This window comes from Pseudomonas sp. SG-MS2 (genome assembly GCF_009933855.1).
GTDB classification, from domain to species: Bacteria; Pseudomonadota; Gammaproteobacteria; order Pseudomonadales; family Pseudomonadaceae; genus Aquipseudomonas; species Aquipseudomonas putida_E.
Window position 1 is genome coordinate 1 of sequence record NZ_MOMO01000103.1, and the last position, 25,359, is coordinate 25,359.

The 25,359-nt window shown below is 62.6% G+C and carries 25 protein-coding genes and 1 riboswitch; of the genes, 9 read left to right on the forward strand and 16 right to left on the reverse strand.

What is annotated here, in order from left to right:
- The 4 genes from ribB to BLX42_RS08400 form a co-directional block, all read right to left on the reverse strand.
- Nucleotides 1–542: 3,4-dihydroxy-2-butanone-4-phosphate synthase (gene ribB / locus BLX42_RS08385; protein WP_161871554.1), on the reverse strand; the 542-nt coding region annotated here is incomplete at its 3' end.
- Between the two features lie 80 nt (nucleotides 543–622).
- Nucleotides 623–764, reverse strand: a riboswitch (FMN riboswitch).
- Nucleotides 765–856: 92 nt separating this feature from the next.
- Nucleotides 857–1,747 (reverse strand): alpha/beta hydrolase, encoded by an 891-nt coding sequence (locus BLX42_RS08390; RefSeq protein ID WP_161871555.1) that lies wholly within the window; start codon nucleotides 1,745–1,747, stop codon nucleotides 857–859.
- Between the two features lie 82 nt (nucleotides 1,748–1,829).
- Nucleotides 1,830–3,176, reverse strand: coding sequence for a sensor histidine kinase (locus tag BLX42_RS08395; protein WP_161871556.1), 1,347 nt, complete (start codon nucleotides 3,174–3,176; stop codon nucleotides 1,830–1,832).
- Nucleotides 3,176–3,868, reverse strand: coding sequence for a response regulator transcription factor (locus BLX42_RS08400; protein ID WP_161871557.1), 693 nt, complete (start codon nucleotides 3,866–3,868; stop codon nucleotides 3,176–3,178). The genes BLX42_RS08395 and BLX42_RS08400 overlap by 1 nt, the downstream gene beginning before the upstream one ends.
- Before the next feature lie 193 nt (nucleotides 3,869–4,061).
- On the opposite strand from BLX42_RS08400, the gene BLX42_RS08405 reads away from it, so the two are divergent.
- The 3 genes from BLX42_RS08405 to BLX42_RS08415 all read left to right on the forward strand — a co-directional run bounded on the left by BLX42_RS08405 (nucleotide 4,062) and on the right by BLX42_RS08415 (nucleotide 7,202).
- Complete coding sequence (locus BLX42_RS08405) at nucleotides 4,062–6,236, forward strand: TonB-dependent siderophore receptor (RefSeq protein ID WP_161871558.1); 2,175 nt, start codon at nucleotides 4,062–4,064, stop codon at nucleotides 6,234–6,236.
- Between the two features lie 337 nt (nucleotides 6,237–6,573).
- Nucleotides 6,574–6,816 carry a hypothetical protein gene (locus BLX42_RS08410; protein ID WP_161871559.1) on the forward strand — a complete coding sequence of 81 codons (243 nt, stop codon included), beginning with the start codon at nucleotides 6,574–6,576 and terminating at the stop codon, nucleotides 6,814–6,816.
- A gap of 122 nt (nucleotides 6,817–6,938) precedes the next feature.
- Nucleotides 6,939–7,202 carry a DUF3077 domain-containing protein gene (locus BLX42_RS08415; protein ID WP_046785111.1) on the forward strand — a complete coding sequence of 88 codons (264 nt, stop codon included), beginning with the start codon at nucleotides 6,939–6,941 and terminating at the stop codon, nucleotides 7,200–7,202.
- A 238-nt stretch (nucleotides 7,203–7,440) separates the two neighbouring features.
- Here BLX42_RS08415 and BLX42_RS08420 read toward each other — a convergent pair whose 3' ends face one another.
- The 9 genes from BLX42_RS08420 to BLX42_RS08460 form a co-directional block, all read right to left on the reverse strand.
- The gene (locus BLX42_RS08420) at nucleotides 7,441–8,142 is read right to left on the reverse strand and encodes an XRE family transcriptional regulator (RefSeq protein WP_161871560.1); all 702 of its coding nucleotides are present in this window, start codon (nucleotides 8,140–8,142) and stop codon (nucleotides 7,441–7,443) included.
- 175 nt (nucleotides 8,143–8,317) lie between these two features.
- Nucleotides 8,318–8,845 carry an inorganic diphosphatase gene (gene ppa, locus BLX42_RS08425; protein WP_003255365.1) on the reverse strand — a complete coding sequence of 176 codons (528 nt, stop codon included), beginning with the start codon at nucleotides 8,843–8,845 and terminating at the stop codon, nucleotides 8,318–8,320.
- A gap of 93 nt (nucleotides 8,846–8,938) precedes the next feature.
- Nucleotides 8,939–9,754 (reverse strand): zinc-dependent peptidase, encoded by an 816-nt coding sequence (locus tag BLX42_RS08430; protein WP_125923504.1) that lies wholly within the window; start codon nucleotides 9,752–9,754, stop codon nucleotides 8,939–8,941.
- A gap of 8 nt (nucleotides 9,755–9,762) precedes the next feature.
- Nucleotides 9,763–10,410 carry a DedA family protein gene (locus BLX42_RS08435; protein WP_161871561.1) on the reverse strand — a complete coding sequence of 216 codons (648 nt, stop codon included), beginning with the start codon at nucleotides 10,408–10,410 and terminating at the stop codon, nucleotides 9,763–9,765.
- Nucleotides 10,411–10,601: 191 nt separating this feature from the next.
- A complete protein-coding gene (locus BLX42_RS08440) occupies nucleotides 10,602–11,060 on the reverse strand; it encodes an N-acetyltransferase (protein ID WP_012312531.1) in 459 nt (152 codons plus the stop codon).
- Between the two features lie 107 nt (nucleotides 11,061–11,167).
- Nucleotides 11,168–11,986 (reverse strand): ethanolamine ammonia-lyase subunit EutC, encoded by an 819-nt coding sequence (eutC, locus tag BLX42_RS08445; RefSeq protein ID WP_161871562.1) that lies wholly within the window; start codon nucleotides 11,984–11,986, stop codon nucleotides 11,168–11,170.
- 8 nt (nucleotides 11,987–11,994) lie between these two features.
- The gene (locus BLX42_RS08450; protein WP_046785115.1) at nucleotides 11,995–13,389 is read right to left on the reverse strand and encodes an ethanolamine ammonia-lyase subunit EutB; all 1,395 of its coding nucleotides are present in this window, start codon (nucleotides 13,387–13,389) and stop codon (nucleotides 11,995–11,997) included.
- 48 nt (nucleotides 13,390–13,437) lie between these two features.
- Nucleotides 13,438–14,886 carry an ethanolamine permease gene (eat, locus tag BLX42_RS08455; protein ID WP_039604782.1) on the reverse strand — a complete coding sequence of 483 codons (1,449 nt, stop codon included), beginning with the start codon at nucleotides 14,884–14,886 and terminating at the stop codon, nucleotides 13,438–13,440.
- A gap of 154 nt (nucleotides 14,887–15,040) precedes the next feature.
- Nucleotides 15,041–16,561: an aldehyde dehydrogenase family protein gene (locus tag BLX42_RS08460; RefSeq protein ID WP_046785116.1), complete on the reverse strand. Its 1,521-nt coding sequence runs from the start codon at nucleotides 16,559–16,561 to the stop codon at nucleotides 15,041–15,043.
- A 256-nt stretch (nucleotides 16,562–16,817) separates the two neighbouring features.
- Here BLX42_RS08460 and BLX42_RS08465 point away from each other — a divergent pair, with 256 nt between their 5' ends.
- The 4 genes from BLX42_RS08465 (at nucleotide 16,818) to BLX42_RS08480 (ending at nucleotide 21,129) form a co-directional block, all read left to right on the forward strand.
- On the forward strand, nucleotides 16,818–18,803 hold the full coding sequence (locus BLX42_RS08465; RefSeq protein WP_115273487.1) for a sigma-54-dependent Fis family transcriptional regulator: 1,986 nt from the start codon (nucleotides 16,818–16,820) through the stop codon (nucleotides 18,801–18,803).
- A gap of 66 nt (nucleotides 18,804–18,869) precedes the next feature.
- Nucleotides 18,870–20,219, forward strand: a complete 1,350-nt coding sequence (mpl, locus tag BLX42_RS08470) for a UDP-N-acetylmuramate:L-alanyl-gamma-D-glutamyl-meso-diaminopimelate ligase (protein ID WP_119688203.1) — start codon at nucleotides 18,870–18,872, stop codon at nucleotides 20,217–20,219.
- Nucleotides 20,216–20,845, forward strand: coding sequence for a flavin prenyltransferase UbiX (ubiX, locus tag BLX42_RS08475; protein ID WP_039603651.1), 630 nt, complete (start codon nucleotides 20,216–20,218; stop codon nucleotides 20,843–20,845). Before mpl ends, ubiX begins: the two co-directional genes overlap by 4 nt.
- Before the next feature lie 17 nt (nucleotides 20,846–20,862).
- The gene (locus tag BLX42_RS08480) at nucleotides 20,863–21,129 is read left to right on the forward strand and encodes a YceK/YidQ family lipoprotein (RefSeq protein WP_371316849.1); all 267 of its coding nucleotides are present in this window, start codon (nucleotides 20,863–20,865) and stop codon (nucleotides 21,127–21,129) included.
- 46 nt (nucleotides 21,130–21,175) lie between these two features.
- Here the strand turns inward: BLX42_RS08480 and BLX42_RS08485 are convergent, their stop codons facing one another.
- The 3 genes from BLX42_RS08485 to BLX42_RS08495 all read right to left on the reverse strand — a co-directional run bounded on the left by BLX42_RS08485 (nucleotide 21,176) and on the right by BLX42_RS08495 (nucleotide 24,132).
- Nucleotides 21,176–21,820: an oxidoreductase gene (locus BLX42_RS08485; protein WP_012312540.1), complete on the reverse strand. Its 645-nt coding sequence runs from the start codon at nucleotides 21,818–21,820 to the stop codon at nucleotides 21,176–21,178.
- 27 nt (nucleotides 21,821–21,847) lie between these two features.
- Nucleotides 21,848–23,581, reverse strand: a complete 1,734-nt coding sequence (locus BLX42_RS08490) for a C13 family peptidase (RefSeq protein ID WP_161871563.1) — start codon at nucleotides 23,579–23,581, stop codon at nucleotides 21,848–21,850.
- A 95-nt stretch (nucleotides 23,582–23,676) separates the two neighbouring features.
- Nucleotides 23,677–24,132, reverse strand: a complete 456-nt coding sequence (locus BLX42_RS08495; protein WP_046785122.1) for a MaoC family dehydratase — start codon at nucleotides 24,130–24,132, stop codon at nucleotides 23,677–23,679.
- A gap of 145 nt (nucleotides 24,133–24,277) precedes the next feature.
- On the opposite strand from BLX42_RS08495, the gene BLX42_RS08500 reads away from it, so the two are divergent.
- Nucleotides 24,278–24,640 (forward strand): CidA/LrgA family protein, encoded by a 363-nt coding sequence (locus BLX42_RS08500; protein WP_046785123.1) that lies wholly within the window; start codon nucleotides 24,278–24,280, stop codon nucleotides 24,638–24,640.
- Nucleotides 24,637–25,353, forward strand: a complete 717-nt coding sequence (locus BLX42_RS08505) for an LrgB family protein (RefSeq protein ID WP_046785124.1) — start codon at nucleotides 24,637–24,639, stop codon at nucleotides 25,351–25,353. The genes BLX42_RS08500 and BLX42_RS08505 overlap by 4 nt, the downstream gene beginning before the upstream one ends.
- Nucleotides 25,354–25,359: the final 6 nt, after the last annotated feature.

Consider the following 25,359-nt stretch of genomic DNA (forward strand, 5'->3'; position numbering starts at 1 on the left):
CCGCGGGCCATGCTGCCGTCGGGGTTCATCAGCTCGCACAGCACTGCTGCCGGGCGCAGGCCTGCCAGGCGAGCCAGGTCCACCGAGCCTTCGGTATGGCCGCGACGGGTCAGCACCCCACCATCACGCGCCCGCAGCGGGAACACGTGGCCGGGGCTGACGATGTGCCGTTGCTGCGCCGTCGAGCGCAGCGCTGCTTCGATGGTGGTGATGCGGTCCTGGGCGCTAACGCCGGTGCTCACACCTTCTGCCGCTTCGATGGTCACGGTGAAACCGGTGCCATGGCGCGCCTGGTTGTTCGCCACCATCGGTGCCAGTTGCAGGGCGTCGACGGTGGCTTCGTCCAGGCACAGGCAGACGATGCCGCTGCAATCGCGAATCATCATGGACATGGTCTGCAACGATAGGTTTTCGGCGGCGGCAACGATATCTGCTTCGTCCTCGCGGTCGTCATCGTCGAGCAGCAGCACGGGGCGGCCTGCCTGGAAGGCGGCGATGGCAGCGGACACATTGGGGAATTGCTGGTGATGCTTGGGGGACATGAAACGCTCCTCGTGAATGATCGATGAACGTCTCGGGGCGAACAAAATGCGCGCGCAAGGGCGCCCGAATGGCCCTTGCCTGACGCCTTCTTTCATCCGGACTATGACCGTCGGCTCTGGAGTCGCACCAGATCTGCTGACCCCCGGCATGGCCGGGGCGCTCGCGGGCTCATCTTTCGATTTACCGCCGGTGGGGACTTTCACCCCGCCCTGAAGACCGGGCAAGCATACCGCACAGTGCCACCCTGCTGACAAGCCGATGATCTGCGACCTTTGGCGTATCAGGGGTGACAGGCCTGATGGAACGCGCAGGTCTAGCGAGACATATCCTCAATTACTTCTTGCAATGAAGCTGGCAGCATCGGCCCATGCCCCACCCCCTCGAACCGCTCGAAACGCACCTGCAACCCCGGCACCTTGGCCAGGTAAGCCGCCAGCTCCCGCGTCGGCCGCTCTACATCGCCTTGCACCGGTGCGCGCGGGCTCGACGGTTCGTCGCCACCGCGCATTAGCAACAGCGTCGCTCGGTTATTGCCCAAGCGCTGCTGTAGCCCCTGCGCTTGCCGAACGATAGCTCCATCGTGCCACCACAACGACGGGCTGGCCGCCGCATAGTCGCTGAACGCTCCAGGCCGAGTGAACAACGTGTGCAACACCGCCAAGCCGCCATAGGAATGCCCCCACAGCGTCTGCCGCTGCGGGTCGATGGGCGCCACACCGGCTACCATCGGCCGCATGCGCTCGGTAAGCAAGTCCAGGAATGCATCCACGCCACCGCTGGGCAGGTGGGTCAGCGGATCGCGCTGCTCTGCAAGCCCGGCAATTGCCGGTGTGTAGTCGTAGGTACGCCCGGTTCGCTCGATGCGCTGCTCGGTCTGATACCCAACCGCCACCAGCAATGGTGCCTGGCCCGCTGCGAGTTTGCCCAGTTGCGCACTGTCCAAAGCACCGAGTGCGGCATTGCCGTCGAGCATCCACAACACCGGATAACCTGCGGCGGGCGCCGGGCGGTTTGGCTTGCCGACCCACAAGCGGTAATGGCGCTGGCCATCGGTCGAGTCCAGGTCGAGGTGGCTGAAACGATAGGCCAGGTCCTGGCGCTGCAGCAGTGAAGTGTCCATCTTCTGCTCGGGTTGCGGCTGCGCCAGGGCAAGCGGGGCCGCAAGGGCCAACGCCAATGCCAGGGACAGGGTGATCTTGCTCATCAGGCGCCTCATCGATGCTTTGCAAGGAGCGCAAGGCGGGAGAGCCCAGATGATAATCAGTCCTGATTGGGCGTAAAGCGTATTAACTTTCTAAACATTCCTGGGCAACAGGCAGCAACAGGTGCAGGCAAAGCCCGGGATGACCATTGCTGGCCCACAGCTTGCCGCCTTGCAGTTCGACCGCGCGGCGGGCGATGGCCAGCCCCAGGCCGAAACCTGCGCCGCTGTCGGGCAAGCGCTGGTAGGGCTTGAAGATGCGTTCGAGTTCAGCGTGAGGCACGCCGGGGCCCTGGTCACTCAGGCGCAAATGCCAGTGGTCGCCCTCACGCCAGCCATCGAGGCTGACCCGGCCATCGGCAGGCGAATGGCGGATGGCATTGCGCATGAGGTTTTCCAGCGCCTGGGCCAGGCTGTCCAGATGGGCCTGCACCACGCATTCGATGCCGAGCGAGCAGGGCAGCCGTGCACGGTCCCAGCCGCTCTCGAAGCAGGCGTCCTGGCATAACGCTTCCCACACGGACACCATCAGCACCGGTTCGGTGCGTAACTGCGGCTGCTCGGTGTCCATCCAGGCAAGGTCCAGGGTGCCCTCGAGCAGCTTCTGCATGTCATTGACCTCGTGGCCCAGGCGCTCGCGCAACTGGGCGGGGGGCAAATCACTGTCATGGGCGATGCGCAGCCGCGCCAGGGGCGTGCGCAGTTCGTGAGACAAAGTACGCAGCAGCAGGCGTTGCTGCTCCAGGCTTTGGCGCAGGCGCCCGGCCATGTGTTCGAAGGCCTGCGCCAGTTCGCCCAATTCATCGCGGCGATCCCGCAGGGGCAGGCCAGGGCTGTCCAGGTCGTCCGCGCGCAAGGCGTCGGCGCGGTCGCGCAGGCGGTTGAGCGGTACCACCAGGTGCCGATAGATCGCCAGGCCAAGTAACAGCGCCAGCAGTGTGGGTGCAACGCCGTGAGTGATGAGGTGGGTCCAGGGGGTCAGGCCAGTGGGTAGCAGGCGCTCGGGCAGCTGCAACACCAGCCGGCCGTGTTCTGGATGCTGCGGGAACTCGATGCTGACGTAGGGCAGCTCATCCTGCAGGCGCCGGCTCATCGGCCAGTCGAGTTTGCGCATGAAGGTCAGGCGGCTGGCCTCGTCGGCATTCAGCGGCGCGGTGCCGAGGCTTTGCAGGTGCGGCCCGATCAATACCGCCCAGGTGTTCTCGGCGTGCTGCAGCTTTCTGCGAAAGGCTTCGGCGCCGGCCGCACCGCCTTGCTGCCAGGCCTGTTCAGCCTGCTGCGCATAGCGCGCCAGATAATCCTGGTCGGCCTGGGACAGAAAATAAGTGCTGCGCTCCACCGACAGGCCCCAGGTCCAGATCAGCCAGGTCATCAGCAGGCAGAAGCTGACTTGCAGTGCGGCCAGTTTCCACAGCAGGGGGTGGCGGCGCATCACAGGTGTTCCGTGTCGACCAGGATGTACCCTTGGCCACGTACTGCCTGTATCTGCACATGCTGGGCACCGATATCGGCCAGCTTGCGGCGCAGGTTGCACACATGCACGTCCAGCCCACGGTCCAGGCGGGTGTAGGCGCGGTGCAATACGGTCTGGTAGAGGAATGCTTTGCTCAAGGCCTCACCGGGGTGGGCGCTCAAGGTGGCCAGCAAGCGAAACTCAGAGGCAGTGAGGCCGGCAGCCTTGCCGTGGTGAATGACATCCTGATGGTCCTGGTCGAGCATTACCTTGCCGGTTTCGCTTGGTGCCGCCGGCCTGCGGTCAAAGGCCACCCGGCGCATCAGGGCATCGACCCGCGCGTCCAGTTCCGCCAGGCTGAAGGGCTTGGGCAGGTAATCGTCCGCCCCGCGGGTAAAGCCACTGATGCGGTCCTGCTCGGCCCCCAGCGCCGACATCAGTATCACCGGAACTGCCTGCTGGCGGCGCAACTCGTCGAGCAGGCTGAGGCCGTCCAGGCCTGGCAGCATGATGTCCAGCAACACCAGATCGAAGCCATTGTGTTGCACCGCGTTCAACGCCTGAGGGCCGGTGGCGCAGGCGTTGACCCCAAAGCCCCGGTTGAGGAAGTGGCGCTGGAGGTCCTCACGCAGGCGTGGGTCATCTTCGACGAGCAGGAGTGAGGTTGGCATTGGCAGTCTTGAATGAGAATTCGTATCAGTTGGCGATCATCCCATTGCAGGCAGGGGAAGGGCAATCGCCCCGTGCCGGGCCTAAGTGTTAAGAAGGTTAATCCTGCTGCACCCCTAGTTTTCGTCCGGTATCGTTCGCAAAAAGCAACGTGTTTCGTTTGCGATTAAATATCATTTGGGCGGAAGGTGTGTCATGAGCGGTTTCAAAGGTGTGGGAAGCCCCCGACGGGTGCGGGGCTGGCTGATGCTGGGGTTGTTGGCGCCGTTTTCTTTGTCGGCACTGGCCGAAACGGTCGCCAGTGAGGTTGCTGCGGACAGCTCGCTCGACCTGCCGGCGCTGACCATCGAAGGCAACCGCCTGTACGACATGCTGCCTTCGGAAGAAACCGGCGGTTACAGCGTCGACGCTGCCACGGTGGGCACCAAGACCCCAGCGTCGCTCAAGGAAATACCGCAGTCGGTCACCGTTTACACCCAGGACTACCTCAAAGACCGCCAGTTCGTGCACCTGGACGACCTGGCCAAGTACACCGCGGGGCTGCGCACCCTGACCAACGACAGCGGGCGGTCGTCGATCTATGCCCGTGGTTACGAGTACAGCGAGTTCAACATCGACGGCCTGCCGGCGCCCATGGCCAGTATTTTTGGCACCGTGCCGTCGCTGGCGGCATTCGACCGTGTGGAGATCATGCGCGGCCCGGCGGGGTTGTTCAGCAGCACCAGCGAGCTGGGCGGTATCGTCAACATGGTGCGCAAGCGCCCAACCGCCGAGTTTCAGGGCCACGTCGAAGCCAGCTACGGCACCTGGGACACCAACCACGAAGAAATCGACCTGGGCGGGCCGCTGGATGATGCAGGCCGAGTGCGCGGGCGATTCGTTGCATCGCGGGACGACACCAATGGTGAAGTGGACTACAACGCCAACACCAGCAACAGCTACTACGGCGCGCTGGACATCGACCTTGATGACGACACCCAGCTGTCGTTCGGCCTGATCCATGAAGTGAAGAACATCACCCCGCACAACGGCTACCCGGCAACGCTGTCTGGTGAGGTCCCGGATTTCAGCCATTCGAAATTCCTTGGCGCTGACTGGAACTACTTCGACGGCAAGACCACCGACCTGGTTGCCGAGTTGACGCACCGCTTTGACAACGGTGGTTATGGCCGTATCGCCGCCCGTGGCTCGCACCGCGACACCAACTACCTCTATGCCTTCACTGCGACCAATGCCACCACCGGTGCCAACTCCGAGCGCGCCAGCGCCCGAGACTTCACCCAGGATACCTATTCGCTGGATGCCAGCTACAGCCAGCCGTTCGAAACCTTCGGCCAGGTCAGCGAATTCGTGGTGGGTACCGACTACAAGAACTACGACACCGAGTACCTCAACGGCACCACCAACCTGGGGGCCATCAACGTCAACAGCTACTCGCCGACCCAGTTCGCCAAGCCGTCACCGAACTACAGCACCGAAACCGGTATGCAGGAGGAAGAGTACGGCCTGTACTCCAAGGTCACCTTGCGCCCGGTCGAGCGTTTGGCGCTGATTGCTGGTGGCCGCTTCAGCTGGTATCGCGGTGATTTCTACACCACTACCCTGAGCACTGCTTCGACTGTCGATGACAACAAACGCGTGGATGGACGGTTCACGCCGTACGGTGGCGTTGTCTACGACCTGACCGAAAACCATGCGTTGTATGCCAGCTATTCGCAGGTATTCAAGCCGCAGTCAGATACCGACAGCAATGGCCGCGTACTCAAACCGCGTGAAGGCGAGCAGTATGAGTTTGGCCTCAAGAGCAGTTACTTTGGCGGCGACCTCAATACGCGTGTCTCGGTATTCCGTTTGACCGACGAGAACCGCGCCAGCACCGAATATGATGAAGATGGCGTAGACACCGGTTTCTCCGTGGCATCGGGCAAGACCCGCGTGAAGGGCGCCGAAGTGGAAGTCAGCGGCAAGCTGACGCCGAACTGGGAGCTGCTGGCGGGCTACACCTGGATGGAAACCGAAACCCTCGACGGTGATGCCGAAACCACCTTCTTCATCATGCCGCGCAACCAGGCGTCGCTGTGGAGCAAGTACACCATCAGCCAAGGGCCTTTGACCGGGCTGGCCATTGGTGGCGGCGTCTCGGCGATGAGCAACTTCCATTCCGAGAGCGGCGGCGTGCGCATCGATGCACCGGGTTATGCCACGGTGGATGCGATGCTGTCGTACCCGGTCACCTCGAAGCTGACGGCCACCTTCAACGTCAACAACCTGTTCGACCGCGATTACCTGTCGCGGGTGGGGTCGACTTCGACGTTCAACTTCTATGGGCCTTCGCGCAGCATGATGGTTGGTGCACGTTACGATTTCTGACGTATTTCCCAGGAAATATTCAGATTTTTACCGTTGCTTGTAGTCCATTTCTGAAATAGCTTGCTACCGCCTTTTCGGCATTGTGCTGCTTTTCTCTGCGGCCTAGTCTGGGCCCGTCGTTGCCAAATCAGCGACCGGGCCTGCAAGCCCGCAGACGAATCCCAGCGCTATCCGAGGTGCCTAGTGTCGGCAGCTTCGGCCAATGGTGGCTGCGTGCTGGAGATCTTCGGATCTGCCGGTTCTCGTCTGTCCGGTCTTGCAGACCTGCACGTAGCCGCCACCCATCAAATGCAAGTGATGTCGTGGTGGTCCATCAGGACGCAGACGAGATTACATCATGCTTAAAATTGTCCCCGACCCACCCCATGATAATCATTCCCTTGAAGACACCCTGATCCAGGCCACGGACTATGCGCTGTGCGCCACGACCGTGGTGCACCAGGCACTGCTGCTGCACCCCAAGTCCCCGGTATCGATCTTGATGATGACCTCGCTGCATGAAATGGAGGCGCTACGGGTTTTGCTCGAATCGGCGCTGATCCAGGTGCAGATGCCCACAGGCCCTCGGACCTTGCATTAAGGCTTAAATGATCTGCCGCCTGAGCCGGCCCACAGGGTTCAGCAGCGCTGCGGGCATTGTAGGAGCCGGCTTGCCGGCGATGACGCCAGGCCGGGCAGCGGAAATTTCAAGGAGTTTGAGCAATGACCACTCACACGACCAAATTCACTGTCGGCAAGACCACCTTCTTCCAGGGTGAAGACCACAGCCACCCACTGTTCCGCATCGAAGCCGGCATTCCATGCCAGGATGCCCGGGAGCAAGCGTCGGAGTTGATGGGGTATGTGCGGGAACTGACCATAATTGGCCTGATGGATGAGAAACCCATGATGATATGGGCTTCGCATTACCTCAGTGCCATGGCCAAGGCGCTGATGGATGATGCCGAGTTGGGCATGATGCATTAACAGCAGGCATTAAAAAGCCGGCTTGTGGCCGGCTTCTCGGGGACGCTTCCGGCTAATTTATGGTAAGCCGCAACCGCCTTAACTGTGTGGCCATCAAGGGCCTGAAAGAGATGGCGAACGTTCGTGTGAAACGTTGCCGAGCCCTCTGGACTGCGGCTTGCGCCGGTCGGGGCTGAATGTGGCGCGTAGCATACAAGGGCCTGCCCAGGATGCCCAGCAAAAAATGGCACAGGGTGTTTCATTCCGGGCGTTGCTGAGAAAAATGCGACCAGTGGAAAACCCAGCCAAGTATCTTCAAGTGCTGTGCCTGGCGCTGGGCAGGGGTGAAGCGTTCCACGGTGTAGTTGCGCCGGTCATGGCTGTGCAGGCACAGGGTGCCCTTGTGGCCGAGGCTGAGGCTGTTCACCCTGAGTGCGCCATTGTGCAGCAGGGCATAGGTTTCACCGTCCTTGACCCGGGTCTGGCTGACGTCAATGGCCAGTATCGCGTCGCGTGGCACCCACGGCGCCATGTTTTGGCTTGGCATGGCCAGGCAGACGACATTTTCTGTTGCCACGCCTAAGGCCTGCAGCGCTTCAACCGGGAGTTGCAGGTATTTGCCGTCCAGAGCCACCAGCTTGCCGTCGTGCACTTGCTGAAACGGCACCTGCAAGAGCCGGGTGGCCCGGGTCGATAGCGAGGTGGGCGAATTGTCCGAGGCGGGCGGCAGGGCGCAGGTGCGCAGGATCGAGCTGGGGTGTTTGGGGCCTTCGCCGCTGCGTAGCCAGCGGCGGTGTACGCAAAACAGGTCGGCCAGTTCGTCCAGGCGAGCCAGGGGAACGCCGCGTTTGAACCAGTTGTTGACGTGCTGGGGCGTCACACCGCGCTGGGCGGCGAAGTCGGAAGGGGTCAGGCCACACTCGTGGAGGAGGGCCTTGAGGCGGTCACCGGAGGTTTTCATGCAGCCGAGTGTAGCGGCGCGGTGCCAGTAGGGATATGAACCGGGTGTTGACGTGACGTGTAAGAAAAATGCCGTGTTGTAGGCTGTTGGATTAGGACAACGTAGGATCTTTTACTGTTTGCGGGACAGCGCGCACAAAAAAGCCCCGCCGAAGCGGGGCTTGGTGCAACCGGTATCAGCCCTTGTAGGCAGCGACCGATTTGGTGATCGCGGCGCGGGCGGCGTCGGCGCCTTCCCAGCCTTCGATCTTGACCCACTTGCCCTTCTCGAGATCTTTGTAGTTCGCGAAGAAGTGTTCGATCTGCTGGATCAGCAGTGCTGGCAGGTCGGTGTATTCCTTCACGTCAACGTACAGCTGCGACAGCTTGTCGTGCGGAACAGCGATGACCTTGGCGTCGCCGCCGCCGTCGTCGGTCATGTTCAGAACGCCGACCGGGCGGGCGCGGATGACCGAACCTGGGGCGACCGGGTAAGGCGTAACCACCAGCACGTCCAGCGGATCACCGTCGTCGGCCAGGGTGTTCGGGATGAAGCCGTAGTTGGCCGGGTAGAACATCGGGGTAGCCATGAAGCGGTCGACGAACAGGGTATCGCTGTCCTTGTCGATTTCGTACTTGATCGGCGCGTGGTTGGCCGGGATCTCGATGGCGACGTAGATGTCGTTCGGCAGGTCTTTGCCAGCCGGAATCTTGCTGTAGCTCATTGGGCAGTGCCCCCGTGTTTGATCAAAAAAGTGGCGGCGATTATAGGCACATTCGGCCAGGGCATGCCACGCCCGACCTGATGCGCGGGCGCCTCAGGCGTGGCTTTCGCGGTAGTCCGGGTGCTCGGCCTGCAACCGCGTCAGGCGCGCCAGAGGGTCCTGGCGGTAGAACAGCGAGAGTTGCCGGTACACCTGTGGATAAGCCTGCTGCAAGAGGTCGGGGGCGCTGAAGAAGTACTCGCTGGTGACGGCAAAGAATTCTGCCGGGTTTTCGGCCGCATAAGGGTCGATGGCCGTTTGCGTTTCAGGGTCGGCGTCCAGCTGGCGGTTGAGGTCGTCATACGCCTGCTGCATGGCCGTGGCCCAGTCTTCAACCTGCATGTCGCTGTGCAGCGGTGGCAGGCCATTGGCATCGCCATTGAGCATGTCGAGCTTGTGCGCCAGCTCGTGGATCACCAGGTTGTAGGCTTCCCAGCCGCCGCTGGCCAGCACCCCGGCCCAGGCCATGATCACCGGGCCCTGCTGCCAGGCCTCACCGCTGTGTTCACCATCCCAGACATGCTCCACGCCACTGGCGTCGCGATGGCGCTGCGGGCTCTTGAAGTCGTCCGGGTAGAGGATGATCTCGTGAAAACCCTGATACCAGTTGAGTTCCCCCAGGTGCAACAGCGGTAGCTGGGCCTGGGCGGCGAGGAACAGGCGTTGCTGGTCATCCAGCTCGACGCCGGGCAGGGTGGTCAGGTGCTTGTCGAGCAGGAACAGGATGCAGGCCTCACGTAGCCGACGGTCTTCGTCGTCGCTGATGCCGTCGAGCATCGGCAGGCGTTCACGGACCACCTGCCATTGCTGTGGATCGACCGGGTAGCGCGCCAGCGTGCGCTTGCGCCGCCAGGCGCTGAAGGACCACATGGCGTTCGTCAGTGTGCCTTGGCGGTGCGGCCCAGGCGCCCGCGCAGCAGGCTCAGGACCATGGGTACCAGCGACAGGAAGATGATGCCGACCACCATCAGCGAAAGGTGCTGCTTGATGAACGGCACGTTGCCGAAGAAGTAGCCGAGGGTCACCAGGCCGCCGACCCACAACAGCGAGCCTGCAACGCTGAAGGCCAGGAAGCGTGGGTAATGCATGTGGGCGATGCCAGCGACGAACGGCGCGAAGGTGCGCAGGATCGGCAGGAAGCGCGCCAGGGTCACGGTTTTGCCACCATGGCGTTCATAGAATTCATGGGTGCGCTGCAGGTAGTCGCGACGGAAAATTTTCGAATCGGGTTTGTTGAACAGCCGTTCACCTGCCGTTCGCCCGATCACGTAATTGGTACTGTCACCCATGATTGCCGCGGCCATCAGCAGGCCGGCCAGCAGTACCGGGTCCATGCCGCCACCTGCGGCCACCGCGCCGGCGATGAACAGCAGTGAATCACCCGGCAGGAAGGGCATTACCACCAGGCCGGTCTCGCAGAAAATCACGGTGAACAGGATGGCGTAGATCCAGGGGCCGTAGTTGGTGACCAGCAGATCAAGGTAGGCATCGAGATGCAGGATGAGGTCCAGCGGGTTGAAATCCATGTACAGCACCTGTGTTCTTGACCCGCAGCTACGGGCGAGCGGACTTGCGGTAGGGTAAATTTTCAGACATGCCAGGAGCAGGCATTATACGGCCAAGTCGCGAGGATGCCCGGAGAGTTTGTAGCGGGGGGTTACTGAGGGTGCCGGTACCGGCCCGATCGCCGGCCAGCCGACGGTCGGGCCAGTACTGATCAGTCCTGGCTGATCGGCAAGATGTAGCTTTCGAACTCGGTATCCTTGCGAAAACCGATGGACTCATAGGTCCTCTGCGCCACCTCGTTGTTGGCGCTGGTCGAAACCCGCATGCGCACGGCCTGGGTGTCCTTGGCCATCTTCTTGGCTTCACGGATCAGGTGGTCAGCCACCAGCATGCGCCGTGAGTCTTCGGCCACATAGATGTCATTGAGAATCCACACCCGCTTGAGCGACAGCGACGAGAAGCTCGGGTAGAGCTGGCAGAAGCCCAGCAGTTTGGCGTCGTCATCGTCCGGCAGTGCCAGGTAGATGACCGACTCGTCGCGCTTGAGGCGCGTTTCCAGGAATTTGCGCGAGCTGTCCGGGTAGGGCAGTTGCCCATAGAACTCGCGGTATCGGACGAACAGCGGGGTGAGCAGGTCGAGGTGTTCCAGGGTTGCCTTGATGATGCGCATGTGCGGCCCTCAGAGTCCATTTGGGAAACAGCGGAATGCCAGCAGCTTTCAATCGCATGCTGCCCAATGCCGGCCAGAAGCGCAATCCGCCGTCCGTGACATGTTCTTTACCCTTCACCGAGTAGGAAATTGCCTTTTTGATTAGAGGTGTTTTCACTGTCGATGGTATGGACCTCCGCTTCGTCCTTGAGGTTCACGCCAGACAGCTGTCGGCGACAGGCCTCGCGCATCAGGTATAGCAGGCGATGCGCGGCCATGCCGTAGCTCAGGCCTTCCAGGCGCACGTTGGAGATGCAGTTGCGGTAAGCGTCGGTCAGGCCCACCTTCGGCGCGTAGGTGAAGTACAAGCCCAGGCTGTCGGGTGAACTGAGCCCGGGGCGCTCGCCGATCAGCATCACGGTCATGCGCGCGCCCAGCAGTTGGCCCACTTCGTCGGCCACGGCTACCCGGCCTTGCTCCACCAGCACCACCGGTGCGCTGGTCCAGCCATCGGCGGCGGCCTGCTCCTCGAAACGGGCCAGGAACGGCAAGGTGTGGCGATGCACGGCCAGGGCCGAGAGGCCGTCGGCCACCACGATGGCAAGGTCGCAGCCGCCAGGGTAGGTCTGGGCGTGCTGGCGCAATTGCTCCACCGAGCGCTCGTTCAGGCGCCGGCCCAGGTCGGGGCGTTGCAGGTACTGGTTGCGGTCGCTGGCGGCGCTGTGCAGTACCAGGCTGTCACGCCCGCGTTCCTTCAATTGTTCGCTCAGGGCCGCGTGGTCGAATGCCAGGTGCACGGCATCGCGGGCCTGGGCGTGGGCGAACTGGAAGTCCAGCTGGGCGCCGGTTGGCAGGCTGATGCCGCTACGGCCAAGGGCGATACGTGCCGGGGTCAGGCTGCGAAGGGCCTGCCAAGGGTTTTCGGGGGTGGGCGTCTGATGGTCCATGGTCACCTCTATGCCAGCTGTGCCAAGGCCTGGCGGAACGCCGGCGGCAGGTTGTCGCCAAAGCGCACCCGGCCATCGGCCTGGGTGAATATGCCGGTGCGCTGCAACCATGCCTCGAACTCAGGCCCGGGCTTGAGGCCCAGGGTCTGGCGCGCATACAGCGCGTCATGGAACGAGGTGGTCTGGTAGTTGAGCATGATGTCGTCGGAACCGGGGATGCCCATGATGAAGTTGATCCCGGCCACACCCAGCAGGGTCAGCAGGGTGTCCATGTCGTCCTGGTCGGCCTCGGCGTGGTTGGTGTAGCAGATGTCGCACCCCATCGGCACGCCCAGCAGCTTGCCGCAGAAGTGGTCCTCAAGGCCGGCACGGATGATCTGCTTGCCGTTGTACAGGTACTCGGGGCCGATGAAGCCGACCACGGTGTTGACCAGAAACGGTTTGAAATGGCGGGCAACGGCGTAGGCGCGGGTTTCGCAGGTTTGCTGGTCGACGCCGTGGTGAGCGTTGGCCGACAGGGCGCTGCCCTGGCCGGTTTCGAAATACATGAGGTTCTGCCCGAGCGTGCCGCGCTTGAGCGACAACCCGGCCTCGTAACCTTCCTGAAGCACGTTGAGGTTGATGCCAAAGCCGGCGTTGGCCGCCTCGGTGCCGGCAATCGACTGGAACACCAGGTCCAGCGGCACGCCGCGGTTGATTGCCTCGATCGAGGTGGTGACGTGGGTCAGCACGCAGGCCTGGGTGGGAATGTCGTAGCGCTGGATGATGGCGTCGAGCATTTCCAGCATGGCGCAGATCGAGGCGATGCTGTCGGTGGCCGGGTTGATGCCGATCATGGCGTCGCCATTGCCGTACAACAGGCCATCGAGAATGCTGGCGGCAATCCCGGCCGGCTCGTCGGTGGGGTGGTTGGGCTGCAAGCGGGTCGACAGGCGCCCGCGCAAGCCCATGGTGCCGCGAAAACGGGTGACTACACGGATCTTCTGCGCCACCAGTACCAGGTCCTGTACGCGCATGACCTTCGATACGGCAGCGGCCATTTCCGGGGTCAGGCCAGGCGCCAGGGCGCGCAGGCTGTCCTCGTCGGCTTCGTCACTGAGCAGCCAGTCACGCAGGCCGCCGACGGTGAGGTGGCTGACCGGGGCGAAGGCCTGGGCGTCGTGAGTGTCGATGATCAGGCGGGTAACTTCGTCCTGCTCGTACGGGATGAGCGCTTCGCTGAGGAAGTGGCTGAGCGGAATATTGGCCAGTGCCATCTGCGCCGCCACCCGTTCACCGTCGTTGGCGGCAGCAACGCCAGCCAGGTAATCCCCGGAGCGTGCGGGGCTGGCTTTGGCCATCACGTCCTTGAGGCTGTCGAAGCGGTAGACCAGGTGGCCTACCGTGTGTACGAAACTTGCCATACAGAATCTCCAGAGTGCCGCGGGCGTGCCCGCGGCAGGTGTCGGCAATCAGTGCAGGGCCTCTTCGGCCTTCTGGATCGCGGCGAATTCCTCTTCCGGTGTACCCGCAACCAAGTGGTGGCGGCTGTAGAACGCAAAGTAGGCAATCAGTACTGCATAGATCACTGCGGCGCCAATCACCACCCGTGGGTCGACCAAAAAGCCTGCGACCACGGCGATGCATGCCAGCACCAGGGCTACGCCCGAGGTGAAGATGCCACCAGGGGTGCGATAGGGGCGTTCCATCTTGGGCCGGCGGATGCGCAGGGTGATGTGCGCGGCCATCATCAGTACATAAGACAGCGTCGCACCGAACACCGCAACCAGGATCAGCAGGTCGCCCTGGCCGGTCAGTGACAGGCCGAAACCGATGATGCCAGGGATGATCAGGGCCAGTACCGGGGCCTTGCTCTTGTTGGTTTCGGACAGCTTGCGCGGCAGGTAGCCGGCGCGGGAAAGGGCGAAGATCTGCCGCGAATAGGCATAGATGATCGAGAAGAAGCTGGCAATCAGACCGGCCAGGCCAACCAGGTTGACGAAGCCGCCCATCCAGGTGGAGCCGCCATACGCCTTGGAAAGTGCTTCTACCAGTGGGTTGCCGGAGGCTTTGAGCGCTTCGGAGCCCGCACCACCCGGGCCTACCACGAGGATCAGCAGGGCAAACGCCAGCAACACCAGCATTGCGCCAATCAGGCCGCGTGGCAGGTCACGTTTCGGGTTCTTGGTTTCCTCGGCCGCCAGCGGCACGCCTTCTACCGCCAGGAAGAACCAGATCGCGTAAGGGATTGCCGCCCACACGCCAACATAACCGAACGGCAGGAAGCTGCTGGCGCCGACCGCGTCGGTCTGGGCGATGTCGAACAGGTTCGCCGCATCAAAATGGGGCACCATGCCCACAAGGAAGACAGCCAGGGCGATGGCGGCGACGGCGGTGATGATGAACATCAGCTTTAAGGCTTCACCGACCCCGAAGATGTGGATGCCGATAAAGACGATGTAGAACGCCAGGTAGATCATCCAGCCGCCAATGCCGAACAGGGACTGGCAGTAGGCACCGATGAACACCGCGATGGCTGCCGGAGCGATGGCGTACTCGATGAGGATCGCCGTGCCTGTCAGAAAGCCGCCCCACGGCCCGAAGGCGCTGCGAGCAAAGCCATAGCCGCCCCCGGCGGTAGGGATCATCGAGGACAGTTCGGCCAGCGAAAAGCACATGCACAGGTACATGGTGGCCATCAGCAGGGTGGCAAGGAACATGCCGCCCCAGCCACCTTGGGCGAGGCCGAAGTTCCAGCCGGCATAGTCGCCGGAGATCACGTAGGCGACGCCCAGGCCCACCAGCAGGACCCAGCCGGCGGCGCCTTTTTTCAGTTCACGTTGCTGGAAATAGTCCGAACCGACCTTTTCGAAATCGACGGAAGCGCCTGCCGGTGCGCCGGAGGATTGATCGCTTGGCATAGTTTCACCTGTTCTTTTTCTTGGTGGCCGGAAGGGTTCCGGCCGATGGTGATGGGTACTGCAGGAAGCGAGCCATGCAAGCTACAAGCCTCAAGAAAAAGCAGGTCGGCGTTCTATCCGCTTTTTCTTGCAGCTTGCAGCTTGCCGCTGCCGCTTAGAAGAAGCCCAGCGGGTTGATGTCGTAGCTCACCAGCAGGTTCTTGGTCTGCTGATAATGGTCGAGCATCATCTTGTGGGTTTCACGGCCCACGCCGGACTTCTTGTACCCGCCGAACGCGGCGTGCGCCGGGTACAGGTGGTAACAGTTGGTCCATACGCGGCCAGCCTTGATGCCGCGGCCCATGCGGTAGGCGCGGTTGATGTCGCGGGTCCATACACCGGCGCCAAGGCCGAACTCGGTGTCGTTGGCGATGGCCAGTGCCTCGGCTTCGTCCTTGAAGGTGGTGACGCTGACCACCGGGCCGAAGATTTCTTCCTGGAACACGCGCATCTTGTTGTTGCCTTTGAGCAGCGTCGGTTGGATGTAGTAACCGGTCGCCAACGCGCCTTCCAGCTTCTCCACCTTGCCACCGGTCAGCAGTTCGGCGCCTTCATCCTGGGCGATCTGCAGGTACGACAGGATTTTTTCGAACTGCTGTTGCGAAGCCTGGGCGCCGACCATGGTGTCGGTGTCGAGCGGGTCGCCGCGCTTGATCTGCAGCACCTTCTTCATCACCACTTCCATGAACTGCGGGTAGATCGACTCTTGCACCAGCGCCCGCGACGGGCAGGTGCATACCTCGCCCTGGTTGAAGAACGCCAGCACCATGCCTTCGGCAGCCTTGTCGATGAAGCTCGGCTCGGCCTGCATGATGTCTTCGAAGTAGACGTTGGGTGATTTGCCGCCCAGCTCGACGGTAGACGGGATGATGTTCTCGGCGGCGCATTTCATGATGTGCGAGCCGACCGGGGTAGAACCGGTGAAGGCGATCTTGGCGATGCGCTTGCTGGTGGCCAGTGCTTCGCCGGCCTCGCGGCCATAGCCCTGGACTACGTTGAGCACGCCGGGCGGCAGCAGGTCGCCGATCAGCTCTACCAGCACGGTGATGCCCAGCGGGGTTTGCTCGGCCGGTTTGAGCACCACGCAGTTGCCAGCGGCCAGGGCCGGGGCCAGTTTCCAGGCGGCCATCAGGATCGGGAAGTTCCACGGGATGATCTGCCCGACCACGCCCAGTGGCTCATGGATGTGATAGGCCACGGTATTTTCGTTGATCTCGGCGGCACCGCCCTCTTGGGCGCGTATGCAGCCGGCGAAGTAGCGGAAGTGATCGACCGCCAGCGGGATGTCGGCGTTGAGGGTTTCGCGGACCGGCTTGCCGTTGTCCCAGGTTTCGGCGATGGCCAGCACTTCCAGGTTCTGCTCGATGCGGTCGGCGATCTTCAGCAGCACGTTGGAGCGGTCCTGCACCGAGGTGCGGCCCCAGGCATCGGCGGCTGCGTGGGCGGCGTCGAGCGCCTTGTCGATGTCTTCGGCAGTGGAGCGGGGGAATTCAGCGATCAGCTTGCCATTCACCGGGGAGGTGTTGTCGAAATACTGCCCCTTGACCGGAGCTACGAATTCACCACCGATGTAGTTGCCGTAGCGGCTCTTGAAGGAAACCTTCGCGCCTTCGGTACCGGGATGTGCATAACGCATGGTGTGTCTCCTGGTTAATTGTGTTTGTTGAGGAGTTGGAAAGCGTAGAGCAAAGGTTGGGCCAGCGTGGGGAGGGCCATTGGAATCAAGGGGTTGCGCAGTTTCTTGATGAGCCCGCAGAGTGGGCTGTCCCAGGAGTGGCACGGCCTGGGTGACACTTTGTACCGTTTGCGACACGCTTGATTGCGGTGCATTGCAAAGCCCGGGCGGGTGGAGGATGCTGGCAGGACGCTCTATCTGCGGAGAACAAAAACCAATGCAGAGCCACCACCTCAGTCGGCATGCCCAGCAAGTGCATACCGTTGCCCACGGCGAAGCCGGCGGTGCCGGTAGCGACCCGTCGATTGCCCGATCCTGGCTGCGATGCCTGGAGGACTATCATCTTGATCCCGAGGTGCTTGCGGCGCCGGTCGTGCTGGAACACGGCCGCCTGCTCGAAAGCCGTGAGCGCCTGAACCAGGTGCTGAAAATCGCCGACAATGAAATGAACAGCCTGCACCAGCAGCTATCAGGTGCCGGGCACGCGGTACTGCTGACCGATGCGCGCGGTGTCATCCTCAATTGTGTCACCGCACCCAGCGAACGGCGCATTTTCGAGCGTGCAGGGTTGTGGTTGGGCGCTGACTGGAGCGAGGCGCGCGAAGGCACCAACGGCATCGGCACCTGCCTGGTCGAGCGCCAGGCGCTGACCATCCATCAGAACGAACACTTTCGCGGGCGGCACACCGGGCTGACCTGTTCGGCCAGCCCTGTTTTCGACCCGCATGGCGAGCTGCTGGCAGTGCTCGATGTGTCATCGGCGAGGCCGGATGTCTCGCGTCAGAGCCAGTTTCATACCATGGCGCTGGTCAACCTTTCGGCAAAGATGATCGAGAGCTGTTACTTCCTGCGCCACTTCGAGCAGCAATGGTTGCTGCGCTTCCATCTGCAGGCCGAGTCGGTGGGGTTGTTCAGCGAAGGGCTGCTGGCGTTCGACGCCGATGGCCGTGTCTGCGCGGCCAACCAGAGCGCCCTCAACCTGTTGGGCACCGTCCGTGGCGGGGTACTGGGCAAGCCGCTGGAAATGTTTTTTGCCTGTAACCATGATGAGCTCTTCAGCCGCGCCATGCCCAATGGCAGCACGGCCTGGCCGCTGTATACGCGTGATGGTCGCCAGGTATTTGCCAGCTTGCGCGGGCAGGCGAAGGCACCGGTGTGGGCGGTGCCGGCGGGTTTGCCCGAAGCCCGGCCAGAGGCTGCCCCCGGCATTTGTCTGATGGACCCGGCGCTGCAGGGTGATTTCCGGCGTGCGCTGCGGGTGTTCGAGCGTGATGTGCCACTGCTGGTGTCGGGCGAGACCGGTTGTGGCAAGGAAGCCTTCGCCCAGGCAGTGCACCACGCTAGCCAGCGGCGCGGCAAGCCGTTCGTGGCAGTCAACTGCGCCTCGATTCCCGAAAGCCTGATAGAGAGCGAGTTGTTCGGTTACCGCGGCGGCAGTTTTACCGGGGCGCGCAAGGAAGGCATGCGCGGCAAGCTGCTGCAGGCTGATGGCGGCACATTGTTGCTCGACGAGATCGGTGACATGCCGCTGGCGCTGCAGACCCGTCTGCTACGGGTGCTGGAAGAACGTCAGGTGGTGCCGATCGGTGGTGAGCCGCAAGCGGTCGATGTGCGGATCGTCAGTGCTACCCACCGCGACCTGCTTGAGCGGGTGGAGCAGGGCACCTTCCGCGAGGACTTGTATTACCGGCTCAATGGCCTGGAAGTGACGATGCCGGCGGTGCGTGAGCGCAGTGACAAGGCTCAGTTGCTGGATTTCCTGTTGCGACAGGAAGCGCAAGGCCAGGCCATTGAAATCGAGCCAAGCGCCCGCCAGGCGCTACTGGATTTTGCCTGGCCGGGCAATGTGCGCCAGATGCGCAACGTGCTGCGTACGTTGGTGGCATTGTGTGAGGATTGTCATGTCGCGTTTGCGGACCTGCCCGCAATCGTGCGCAACACCTCCAGCCCTGTAGGAGCGGCCTTGTGTCGCGAAAGGGCCGCTGAGCGGCCCCAGGATTTCGATAGCGCTGCCCAGTTTGCGGGGGCCGCTTCGCAGCCCTTTCGCGACACAAGGCCGCTCCTACAGGCGGAGGGCCAGGCCCTGTTATCGGTACTGGAGGCAAACCGCTGGCACCTGACCCGTGTCGCCGAGCACTTGGGTATCAGCCGCAATACCTTGTATCGCAAACTGCGCAAACACGGCATCGCCAGGGGCGTCTGAGCGAAACAGCGAGTGCGATTTCCCGCGCCCTGGGCTACCCTGCCTCGAAGTTTTGCGAGGTCGACCATGCATATTCATATTCTCGGTATTTGCGGCACTTTCATGGGTTCGCTAGCGGTGCTGGCCAAAGAACTCGGCCACCGTGTGACCGGTTCGGACGCCAACGTCTACCCACCGATGAGCACCCAGCTCCAGGCCCAGGGCATCGAGCTGACCCAAGGCTATGACCCGGCCCAGCTGGACCCGGCGCCGGACCTGGTGGTGATCGGCAACGCCATGTCGCGGGGCAACCCGGCGGTGGAGCATGTGCTCAACAAAGGCCTGCCTTATGTCTCCGGCCCCCAGTGGCTGGCCGACCATGTGCTGCAGGGGCGTTGGGTGCTGGCCGTGGCCGGTACCCACGGCAAGACCACCACCAGCAGCATGCTGGCCTGGGTCCTGGAGCATGCCGGCATGAGCCCCGGCTTCCTGATCGGTGGCGTGCCGCAGAACTTCTCGGTGTCGGCACGCTTGGGCGATACGCCGTTCTTCGTGGTGGAGGCCGACGAATACGACAGCGCGTTCTTCGACAAACGTTCGAAGTTCGTGCACTACCGTCCGCGCACTGCGATTCTCAATAACCTTGAGTTCGACCACGCGGACATCTTCCCGGATCTGGCCTCCATCGAGCGGCAGTTCCATCACTTGGTGCGCACCATTCCGAGCGAAGGCCTGGTAATCCACCCGACCACCGAACAGGCGCTGGAGCGGGTAATCGGCATGGGTTGCTGGACGCCAGTGCAGACCACCGGCGAGGGTGGCCAATGGCAGGCGCGCTTGCTCAGTGCCGACGGCTCGCGCTTCGAAGTGCTGTTCGAGGGGCAAGCGCAAGGCGTTGTGGACTGGGCCCTGACCGGCCAGCACAACGTTGCCAACGCGCTGGCAACATTGGCCGCTGCCCGTCACGTGGGGGTGGTGCCTGCCATGGGCATTGAAGGCCTGAGCGCGTTCAAGAGCGTCAAGCGGCGCATGGAAAAGGTCGCAGAAGTTCAAGGCGTGACCATCTATGATGACTTCGCTCACCATCCGACGGCTATCGCCACCACCCTCGACGGCCTGCGCAAGCGGGTGGGCGAGGCACCGGTGATCGCCATCATCGAGCCTCGTTCCAACTCCATGAAGCTGGGCGCGCACCGTGACGGCCTGCCGGAAAGCGTCAACGATGCCGACCAGGTAGTCTGGTATGCGCCAGCCAACCTGGGCTGGGACCTGGCGGCGACTGCGGCGCAGTGCAAGGTGCCGAGCGTGGTCGCCGACAGCCTCGAAGCGATCATCGAGCGGGTCAAGGGCCAGGCGCGGCCGGGCACACACGTGGTGATCATGAGCAACGGCGGCTTTGGCGGCCTGCATGGCAAGCTGGCCGAGGCCCTGAAGTGAGCGGGCCGGAACGCATCACCCTGGCCATGACCGGCGCCTCCGGCGCGCAGTATGGCTTGCGGCTGCTCGATTGCCTGGTGCGCGAAGACCGTGAGGTGCATTTTCTCATCTCCAAGGCCGCGCAATTGGTGATGTCCACCGAGACCGACGTGCTGCTGCCGCCCAAGCCTCAGGCCATGCAGGCCTTTCTGACCGAGTACACCGGTGCTGCCGATGGGCAGATCCGCGTGTATGGCAAGGAAGACTGGATGTCGCCGGTGGCCTCGGGCTCCGGCGCACCGGCGGCCATGGTGGTGGTGCCGTGCTCCACCGGCACCTTGTCGGCCATCGCCACCGGGGCCTGCAACAACCTGATCGAACGTGCCGCCGACGTGACCCTCAAGGAGCGTCGCCAGCTGATCCTGGTGCCGCGCGAGGCGCCATTCTCGACCATCCATCTGGAGAACATGCTCAAGCTCTCGCAGATGGGGGCGGTGATCTTGCCGGCGGCGCCTGGCTTCTATCACCAGCCGCAGACCATCGATGACCTGGTCGACTTCGTCGTGGCGCGCATTCTCAACCTGCTGAACATCCCGCAGGACATGTTGCCGCGTTGGGGGGAGCATCATCTTGGGGCGGATGATTGAAACGCACGTTGCCTGCAATGCTGGCCGTCCTGTTGCTCAACGGCTGTGCCACGGTGCGCACGCTTGATGCCAACAAGCCGGGCGCGCCGGTGGTGTATGCCGGCACCCGGCTGGACTTGTACGTGATCAATGGCGGGTGCTGCCCCAAGGATCATTTCGGGGCTCAGGCGCCGGCGTATCCGCGGCTGGACCTGCCTGGGAGCATGTTGCTCGATACCCTGCTGCTGCCATTATCGTTGCTGACGGCTGCCGGGATCGGCTTCCAGGCCACTGGCGGTCTGTAACGGCCCTGTCGCCGGCTTGCCGGCGACAGGGCCGTTCAGGCGGGCGCTATTTCTTGCCTAATCTACGCAGCTCATCCGACTCGACAACCCGAATCCCGTCCTCTTCCTCCAGCGCCAGGCGCCATAGCGCCCGCGCCAATGTGCAGGCTTCGATGCCCCGATACTTGCCCGGCATCAACCGCGCAAACGGGGAAGCCAGCCGTTCGCCCAAGCGCGGCGCAATGCGCTCACCCAGCAGCAGCGAAGGCCTGACAATCGTCAGTTGCGGCCAATCCTGCGCCTTGAGCGCCTCTTCCATTTCACCTTTGACCCGGTTGTAGAAGATCGACGACTTGGGATCGGCGCCGATGGCGCTGACCACCAGCAGGTGGCGCGCACCCATCTCCCGTGCACGCTTGCTGAAGGCCACCACCATGTCCAGGTCGACGGCGCGGAACGCCTGCTCGGAGCCGGCCTGCTTCAAGGTAGTGCCCAGACAGCAGTAAGCGATGTCCACGCGCCCGGCCAGTTGCGGTAGGAACACCGCAGGGTCACCGACCGGGTTTTCCAGGTGTGGGTGTTCGGCCAGGGGGCGGCGGGTGGGTGCCAGAACGCGGCTGATGGTGGGCTCGTTGAGCAGGCGGTCAAGCAGGTGTTCACCCGTCAGGCCCGTGGCTCCGGCAAGCAGGACATGCTGAGGCGTCAAGTACATGATGTCTCTCCTGTGTTACACACAAGTCTAGTGCGGGGCTGGCCTTTTTTCCTGCCCCTGCGAAGTCGCTTGTGCGGCATTGCGTAAGGCTTTCTCAGCTTGCTGCTGGCGCAAGCGTTGCCAATGTGCCAGTACGGTTGGTGGTGCCCAGATCTGTGGCTCGGAGGCTTCGAAACCTTCCCTCTTCTCCCGTTCGGCAACACTGCTGCGCGCCAGTTCGAACGCTTGTTCGAGGTCGTCGGTCTGGTTCAGCGCCTGGGCAAACAGAGCCTCGCCGAAATAGGTGAAATCGGCCTCTTCCGAGCAGCCGAATGACACCCTGTCCGCCCGTGCGGCAGTCATGATGATCGTCCGCTCATCTTTGAGCGGGGCGATGTAGCCCCCTGAATAGCAGGCGGAGATGACGATCACCTTGTCGCGCTCTTTGAGCGGCGCCAAGGCGCTGGCCAGTTCGTCGGCGGACAGGTCGGCAAGCTGCAGGCGTGGTTGGTCGAATACCAACTGGTGGTCCTGGCTGCCATGGCTGGTCAGGTAGATGAACACCAGGTCTTGCGGGCCGGTGCGCTCAGCCAGTGTGCGGGCGGCGCGGGTAAGGTTCTCGCGGGTTGCCATGGGCCGTGTGGACATCTGGTCGCGGTGGTTGACCAGCGTGATCTGGCCGTGGGCACCGAAGCGCACCTTCAAAAGATTGCTGACGTAGTCGGCCTCGCGCAGAAATACACTCTGCTGGCCGTCACCAGCGACCACCAGGCTATACAGCTCAATGGGCGGCGTGGAGCGCGGTACGCGCGCCAGCGCCTCATCCAGTAGCTTGCCCTGATTGAGCAGGGCCAGTTCCAGCGGGTCGGGGAGCAGTTTGCCGTTGTGGTCGCGAACGCGCACACCATTGACCCAGTAACCGCTTTGCACCTTGCCACTGGCCAGGGTCAGTTTACCCTGGCCCTGGTAGGCGTCGTTTTCGAAGCCGCCGACGTAGCGGCTGCCATCGGGCAGTTGCAGGCTGCCCTGGCCGGCCAGGCGCCAGTCGACGAAGCTGCCCTTGTAGTGGCTGCCATCGCTGCCCAGCATTTCCCCCTCGCCAAGCAGCGAGCCGTCCTTGAACTCGCCGATCCAGACATCACCTTCGGCGTTTTCATAGCGGCCACGACCTTCCAGGCGGTTGTCCTTGAACTCGCCGATATATTGCTCGCCATCGACGCTGTCGTAGGTGCCGCTGCCCTGCAACAGACCGTCGACGAAGCGGCCACTGAACTGATTGCCGCTGGCATCGCTGCGTACGCCGGCACCATTGGGCTTGCCGCTGGCAAACAAGCCCTGGTAACGGCTGCCGTCCGCCAGTTCGAGCTCACCCGCGCCATGGTACTGATCGTCCTTGAACTGGCCGCGGTAGGTCTGGTCCGCCTGCTTGAGCGTACCTTCGCCGTCGCGACGGCCGTGGCTGAAGGTGCCTGCATAGTGGCTGCCGGGGGTGGTCAGATCGCCCACGCCCTGGAACAGGCCGGCGGCGAACTGGCCGCGATAGACCTCGCCATTGCTGCCATGCCACTCGCCCTGACCATGCCATTGGCCATCCTTGAAGCCGCCGGCGTACCAGCTGCCGTTGGGATAGTCGATGCGCCCTTCGCCTTGCAGCAAGCCGTCAACCACCTGGCCCCTGTAGCGACCGCCGTCGGGCAGGCGCGCATCCGGTGGCAACAGCGATTCGCCATCGCCACAGGCAGCGAGCATCAGGGTCAGGGTGAGAGGCAACAGAGCACGCATGGCCGAATCCGGGCAAAAGTTATGCCGAGTATGCCGCACAATGGGGCGGATGAGACAGCCATGGCAGGGGCCGCGTGGCGACCCCCAAAAAAAGATCAGACGAAGCAGAGCGAAAGCGGCTCGGCGATATAGGCCGGCTTCTCTTCGCCTTCGATCTCCAGTGTCGCGGTAGCCTTGAGCAACCACTGCCCAGGTTTCTTCTCGGTCACCTCACCCAGATCCACCTTCAGGCGCACCTTGCTGCCGACTTTCACCGGCTGAATGAAACGCACACTGTCGAGCCCGTAATTGACCACCATCTTCAGGCCTTCAGGCAGCACCAGTATGTCTTCCATCAGCTTTGGAATCAGCGACAAGGTCAGGAACCCATGGGCAATGGTACAGCCAAAGGGTGTCTTGGCCGCTTTGTCAGGGTCGACATGGATGAATTGAAAATCGCCCGTGGCCTCAGCGAACAGGTTGATGCGTTGCTGGTCGATCTTCAGCCAGTCGGAACGTCCCAGTTCCTTTCCAACGTACTGCGAAAGCTCGGTAACCGGTACATAGGGCATCGCGACTCTCCAGGTTGTCATTTGGTACGAGAGTGCAAGATCAGCACGGCGAACAATTACAGTCAAGTTGCCAGCATCAGGGCGAATATCCGCCCATAGCCTTGCGCGTGCTTATAATGGCCGGCATGGCCGAAAGGAGATCCTTATGCTGTTGCGTGGTTTGACCTGGCTGGTGCTGTTCCAGCTGCTGGGTACGGCGCTCAATCATCTGTTGGTGCCGATACTGCCCGGGCCGATCATTGGCCTTTTGCTTTTGTTGTCGTTCCTCATGGCCCGCGGTGAGGTCGGCAAGCCGTTGAACGAGGCGGCGAGCAGTCTGTTGCGTTACCTGCCGCTACTGTTGGTGCCGCCAGCAGTGGGTGTGATGGTGTATGCCAAGGATATCGCTGCAGACTTCTGGGCCATCGCCGGCGCGCTTCTGATCTCCTGCCTGGCCACCTTGGTCTTTGTCGGTGTATTGATGCAGAAACTCATGCATCGCCAGGGCAAGCGCGGGGAGCAGCCATGATCCTCGATTGGCAGGGCGCGCTCGATGCGGTTGTCCACCATCCGCTGTTTGGCATTGGCATTACGCTGGGTGCCTATCAGGTGGTGCTGGCAGCTTACGAGAAAACCCGCTGGATCTTCCTGCAGCCGGTACTGGTGTCGATGGTCATGGTGATCGGTGTGTTGCTGGTCTGTGGTATCGACTACCGTGAGTACCGCAAGAGCACCGAGATCATGAACATCCTGCTGGGGCCGGCCACGGTGGCCTTGGCCGTGCCGCTCTACCTCAACCTGCGGCGTATCCGTCAGCTGTTCTGGCCGACATTTACTACGCTGGTAATCGGAGGCCTGTTCGCCACGCTCTGCTGCCTGTTGCTGGGCTGGTGGTTCGGCGCCGAACACATGATCCTGATGACCATGGCGCCGAAGTCGGTGACCTCACCGATTGCCATGCTTGTGGCCGAGCAAATTGGTGGTGTGGCGGCCCTGGCGGCGGTCTTCGTGTTGATCACCGGGGTGATCGGGGCCATTTTCGGCCCTGCGTTGTTGAGCCGTTTTGGTGTGCATAGCCCCGAGGCGCGCGGCATGTCCCTGGGCGTGACCGCGCATGCCGTGGGTACCTCGGTGGCCTTGCAGGAAAGTGACGAGTGCGGCGCGTTTGCCGCACTGGCGATGAGCCTGATGGGGGTGGCCACGGCGGTGTTCCTGCCGTTGGCGGTCAGCCTGGTGGCTTGAGGAGTT

What these genes read in the sequence shown, in the direction of transcription:
- BLX42_RS08390 (WP_161871555.1), bottom strand. Translation starts at nt 1,747, where the DNA reads ATGAGCAAGATCACCCTGTCCCTGGCATTGGCGTTGGCCCTTGCGGCC.
- BLX42_RS08395 (WP_161871556.1), bottom strand. Translation starts at nt 3,176, where the DNA reads ATGCGCCGCCACCCCCTGCTGTGGAAACTGGCCGCACTGCAAGTCAGC.
- BLX42_RS08400 (WP_161871557.1), bottom strand. Translation starts at nt 3,868, where the DNA reads ATGCCAACCTCACTCCTGCTCGTCGAAGATGACCCACGCCTGCGTGAG.
- BLX42_RS08405 (WP_161871558.1), top strand. Translation starts at nt 4,062, where the DNA reads ATGAGCGGTTTCAAAGGTGTGGGAAGCCCCCGACGGGTGCGGGGCTGG.
- BLX42_RS08410 (WP_161871559.1), top strand. Translation starts at nt 6,574, where the DNA reads ATGCTTAAAATTGTCCCCGACCCACCCCATGATAATCATTCCCTTGAA.
- BLX42_RS08415 (WP_046785111.1), top strand. Translation starts at nt 6,939, where the DNA reads ATGACCACTCACACGACCAAATTCACTGTCGGCAAGACCACCTTCTTC.
- BLX42_RS08420 (WP_161871560.1), bottom strand. Translation starts at nt 8,142, where the DNA reads ATGAAAACCTCCGGTGACCGCCTCAAGGCCCTCCTCCACGAGTGTGGC.
- ppa (WP_003255365.1), bottom strand. Translation starts at nt 8,845, where the DNA reads ATGAGCTACAGCAAGATTCCGGCTGGCAAAGACCTGCCGAACGACATC.
- BLX42_RS08430 (WP_125923504.1), bottom strand. Translation starts at nt 9,754, where the DNA reads ATGTGGTCCTTCAGCGCCTGGCGGCGCAAGCGCACGCTGGCGCGCTAC.
- BLX42_RS08435 (WP_161871561.1), bottom strand. Translation starts at nt 10,410, where the DNA reads ATGGATTTCAACCCGCTGGACCTCATCCTGCATCTCGATGCCTACCTT.
- BLX42_RS08440 (WP_012312531.1), bottom strand. Translation starts at nt 11,060, where the DNA reads ATGCGCATCATCAAGGCAACCCTGGAACACCTCGACCTGCTCACCCCG.
- eutC (WP_161871562.1), bottom strand. Translation starts at nt 11,986, where the DNA reads ATGGACCATCAGACGCCCACCCCCGAAAACCCTTGGCAGGCCCTTCGC.
- BLX42_RS08450 (WP_046785115.1), bottom strand. Translation starts at nt 13,389, where the DNA reads ATGGCAAGTTTCGTACACACGGTAGGCCACCTGGTCTACCGCTTCGAC.
- eat (WP_039604782.1), bottom strand. Translation starts at nt 14,886, where the DNA reads ATGCCAAGCGATCAATCCTCCGGCGCACCGGCAGGCGCTTCCGTCGAT.
- BLX42_RS08460 (WP_046785116.1), bottom strand. Translation starts at nt 16,561, where the DNA reads ATGCGTTATGCACATCCCGGTACCGAAGGCGCGAAGGTTTCCTTCAAG.
- BLX42_RS08465 (WP_115273487.1), top strand. Translation starts at nt 16,818, where the DNA reads ATGCAGAGCCACCACCTCAGTCGGCATGCCCAGCAAGTGCATACCGTT.
- mpl (WP_119688203.1), top strand. Translation starts at nt 18,870, where the DNA reads ATGCATATTCATATTCTCGGTATTTGCGGCACTTTCATGGGTTCGCTA.
- BLX42_RS08480 (WP_371316849.1), top strand. Translation starts at nt 20,863, where the DNA reads ATGCTGGCCGTCCTGTTGCTCAACGGCTGTGCCACGGTGCGCACGCTT.
- BLX42_RS08485 (WP_012312540.1), bottom strand. Translation starts at nt 21,820, where the DNA reads ATGTACTTGACGCCTCAGCATGTCCTGCTTGCCGGAGCCACGGGCCTG.
- BLX42_RS08490 (WP_161871563.1), bottom strand. Translation starts at nt 23,581, where the DNA reads ATGCGTGCTCTGTTGCCTCTCACCCTGACCCTGATGCTCGCTGCCTGT.
- BLX42_RS08495 (WP_046785122.1), bottom strand. Translation starts at nt 24,132, where the DNA reads ATGCCCTATGTACCGGTTACCGAGCTTTCGCAGTACGTTGGAAAGGAA.
- BLX42_RS08500 (WP_046785123.1), top strand. Translation starts at nt 24,278, where the DNA reads ATGCTGTTGCGTGGTTTGACCTGGCTGGTGCTGTTCCAGCTGCTGGGT.
- BLX42_RS08505 (WP_046785124.1), top strand. Translation starts at nt 24,637, where the DNA reads ATGATCCTCGATTGGCAGGGCGCGCTCGATGCGGTTGTCCACCATCCG.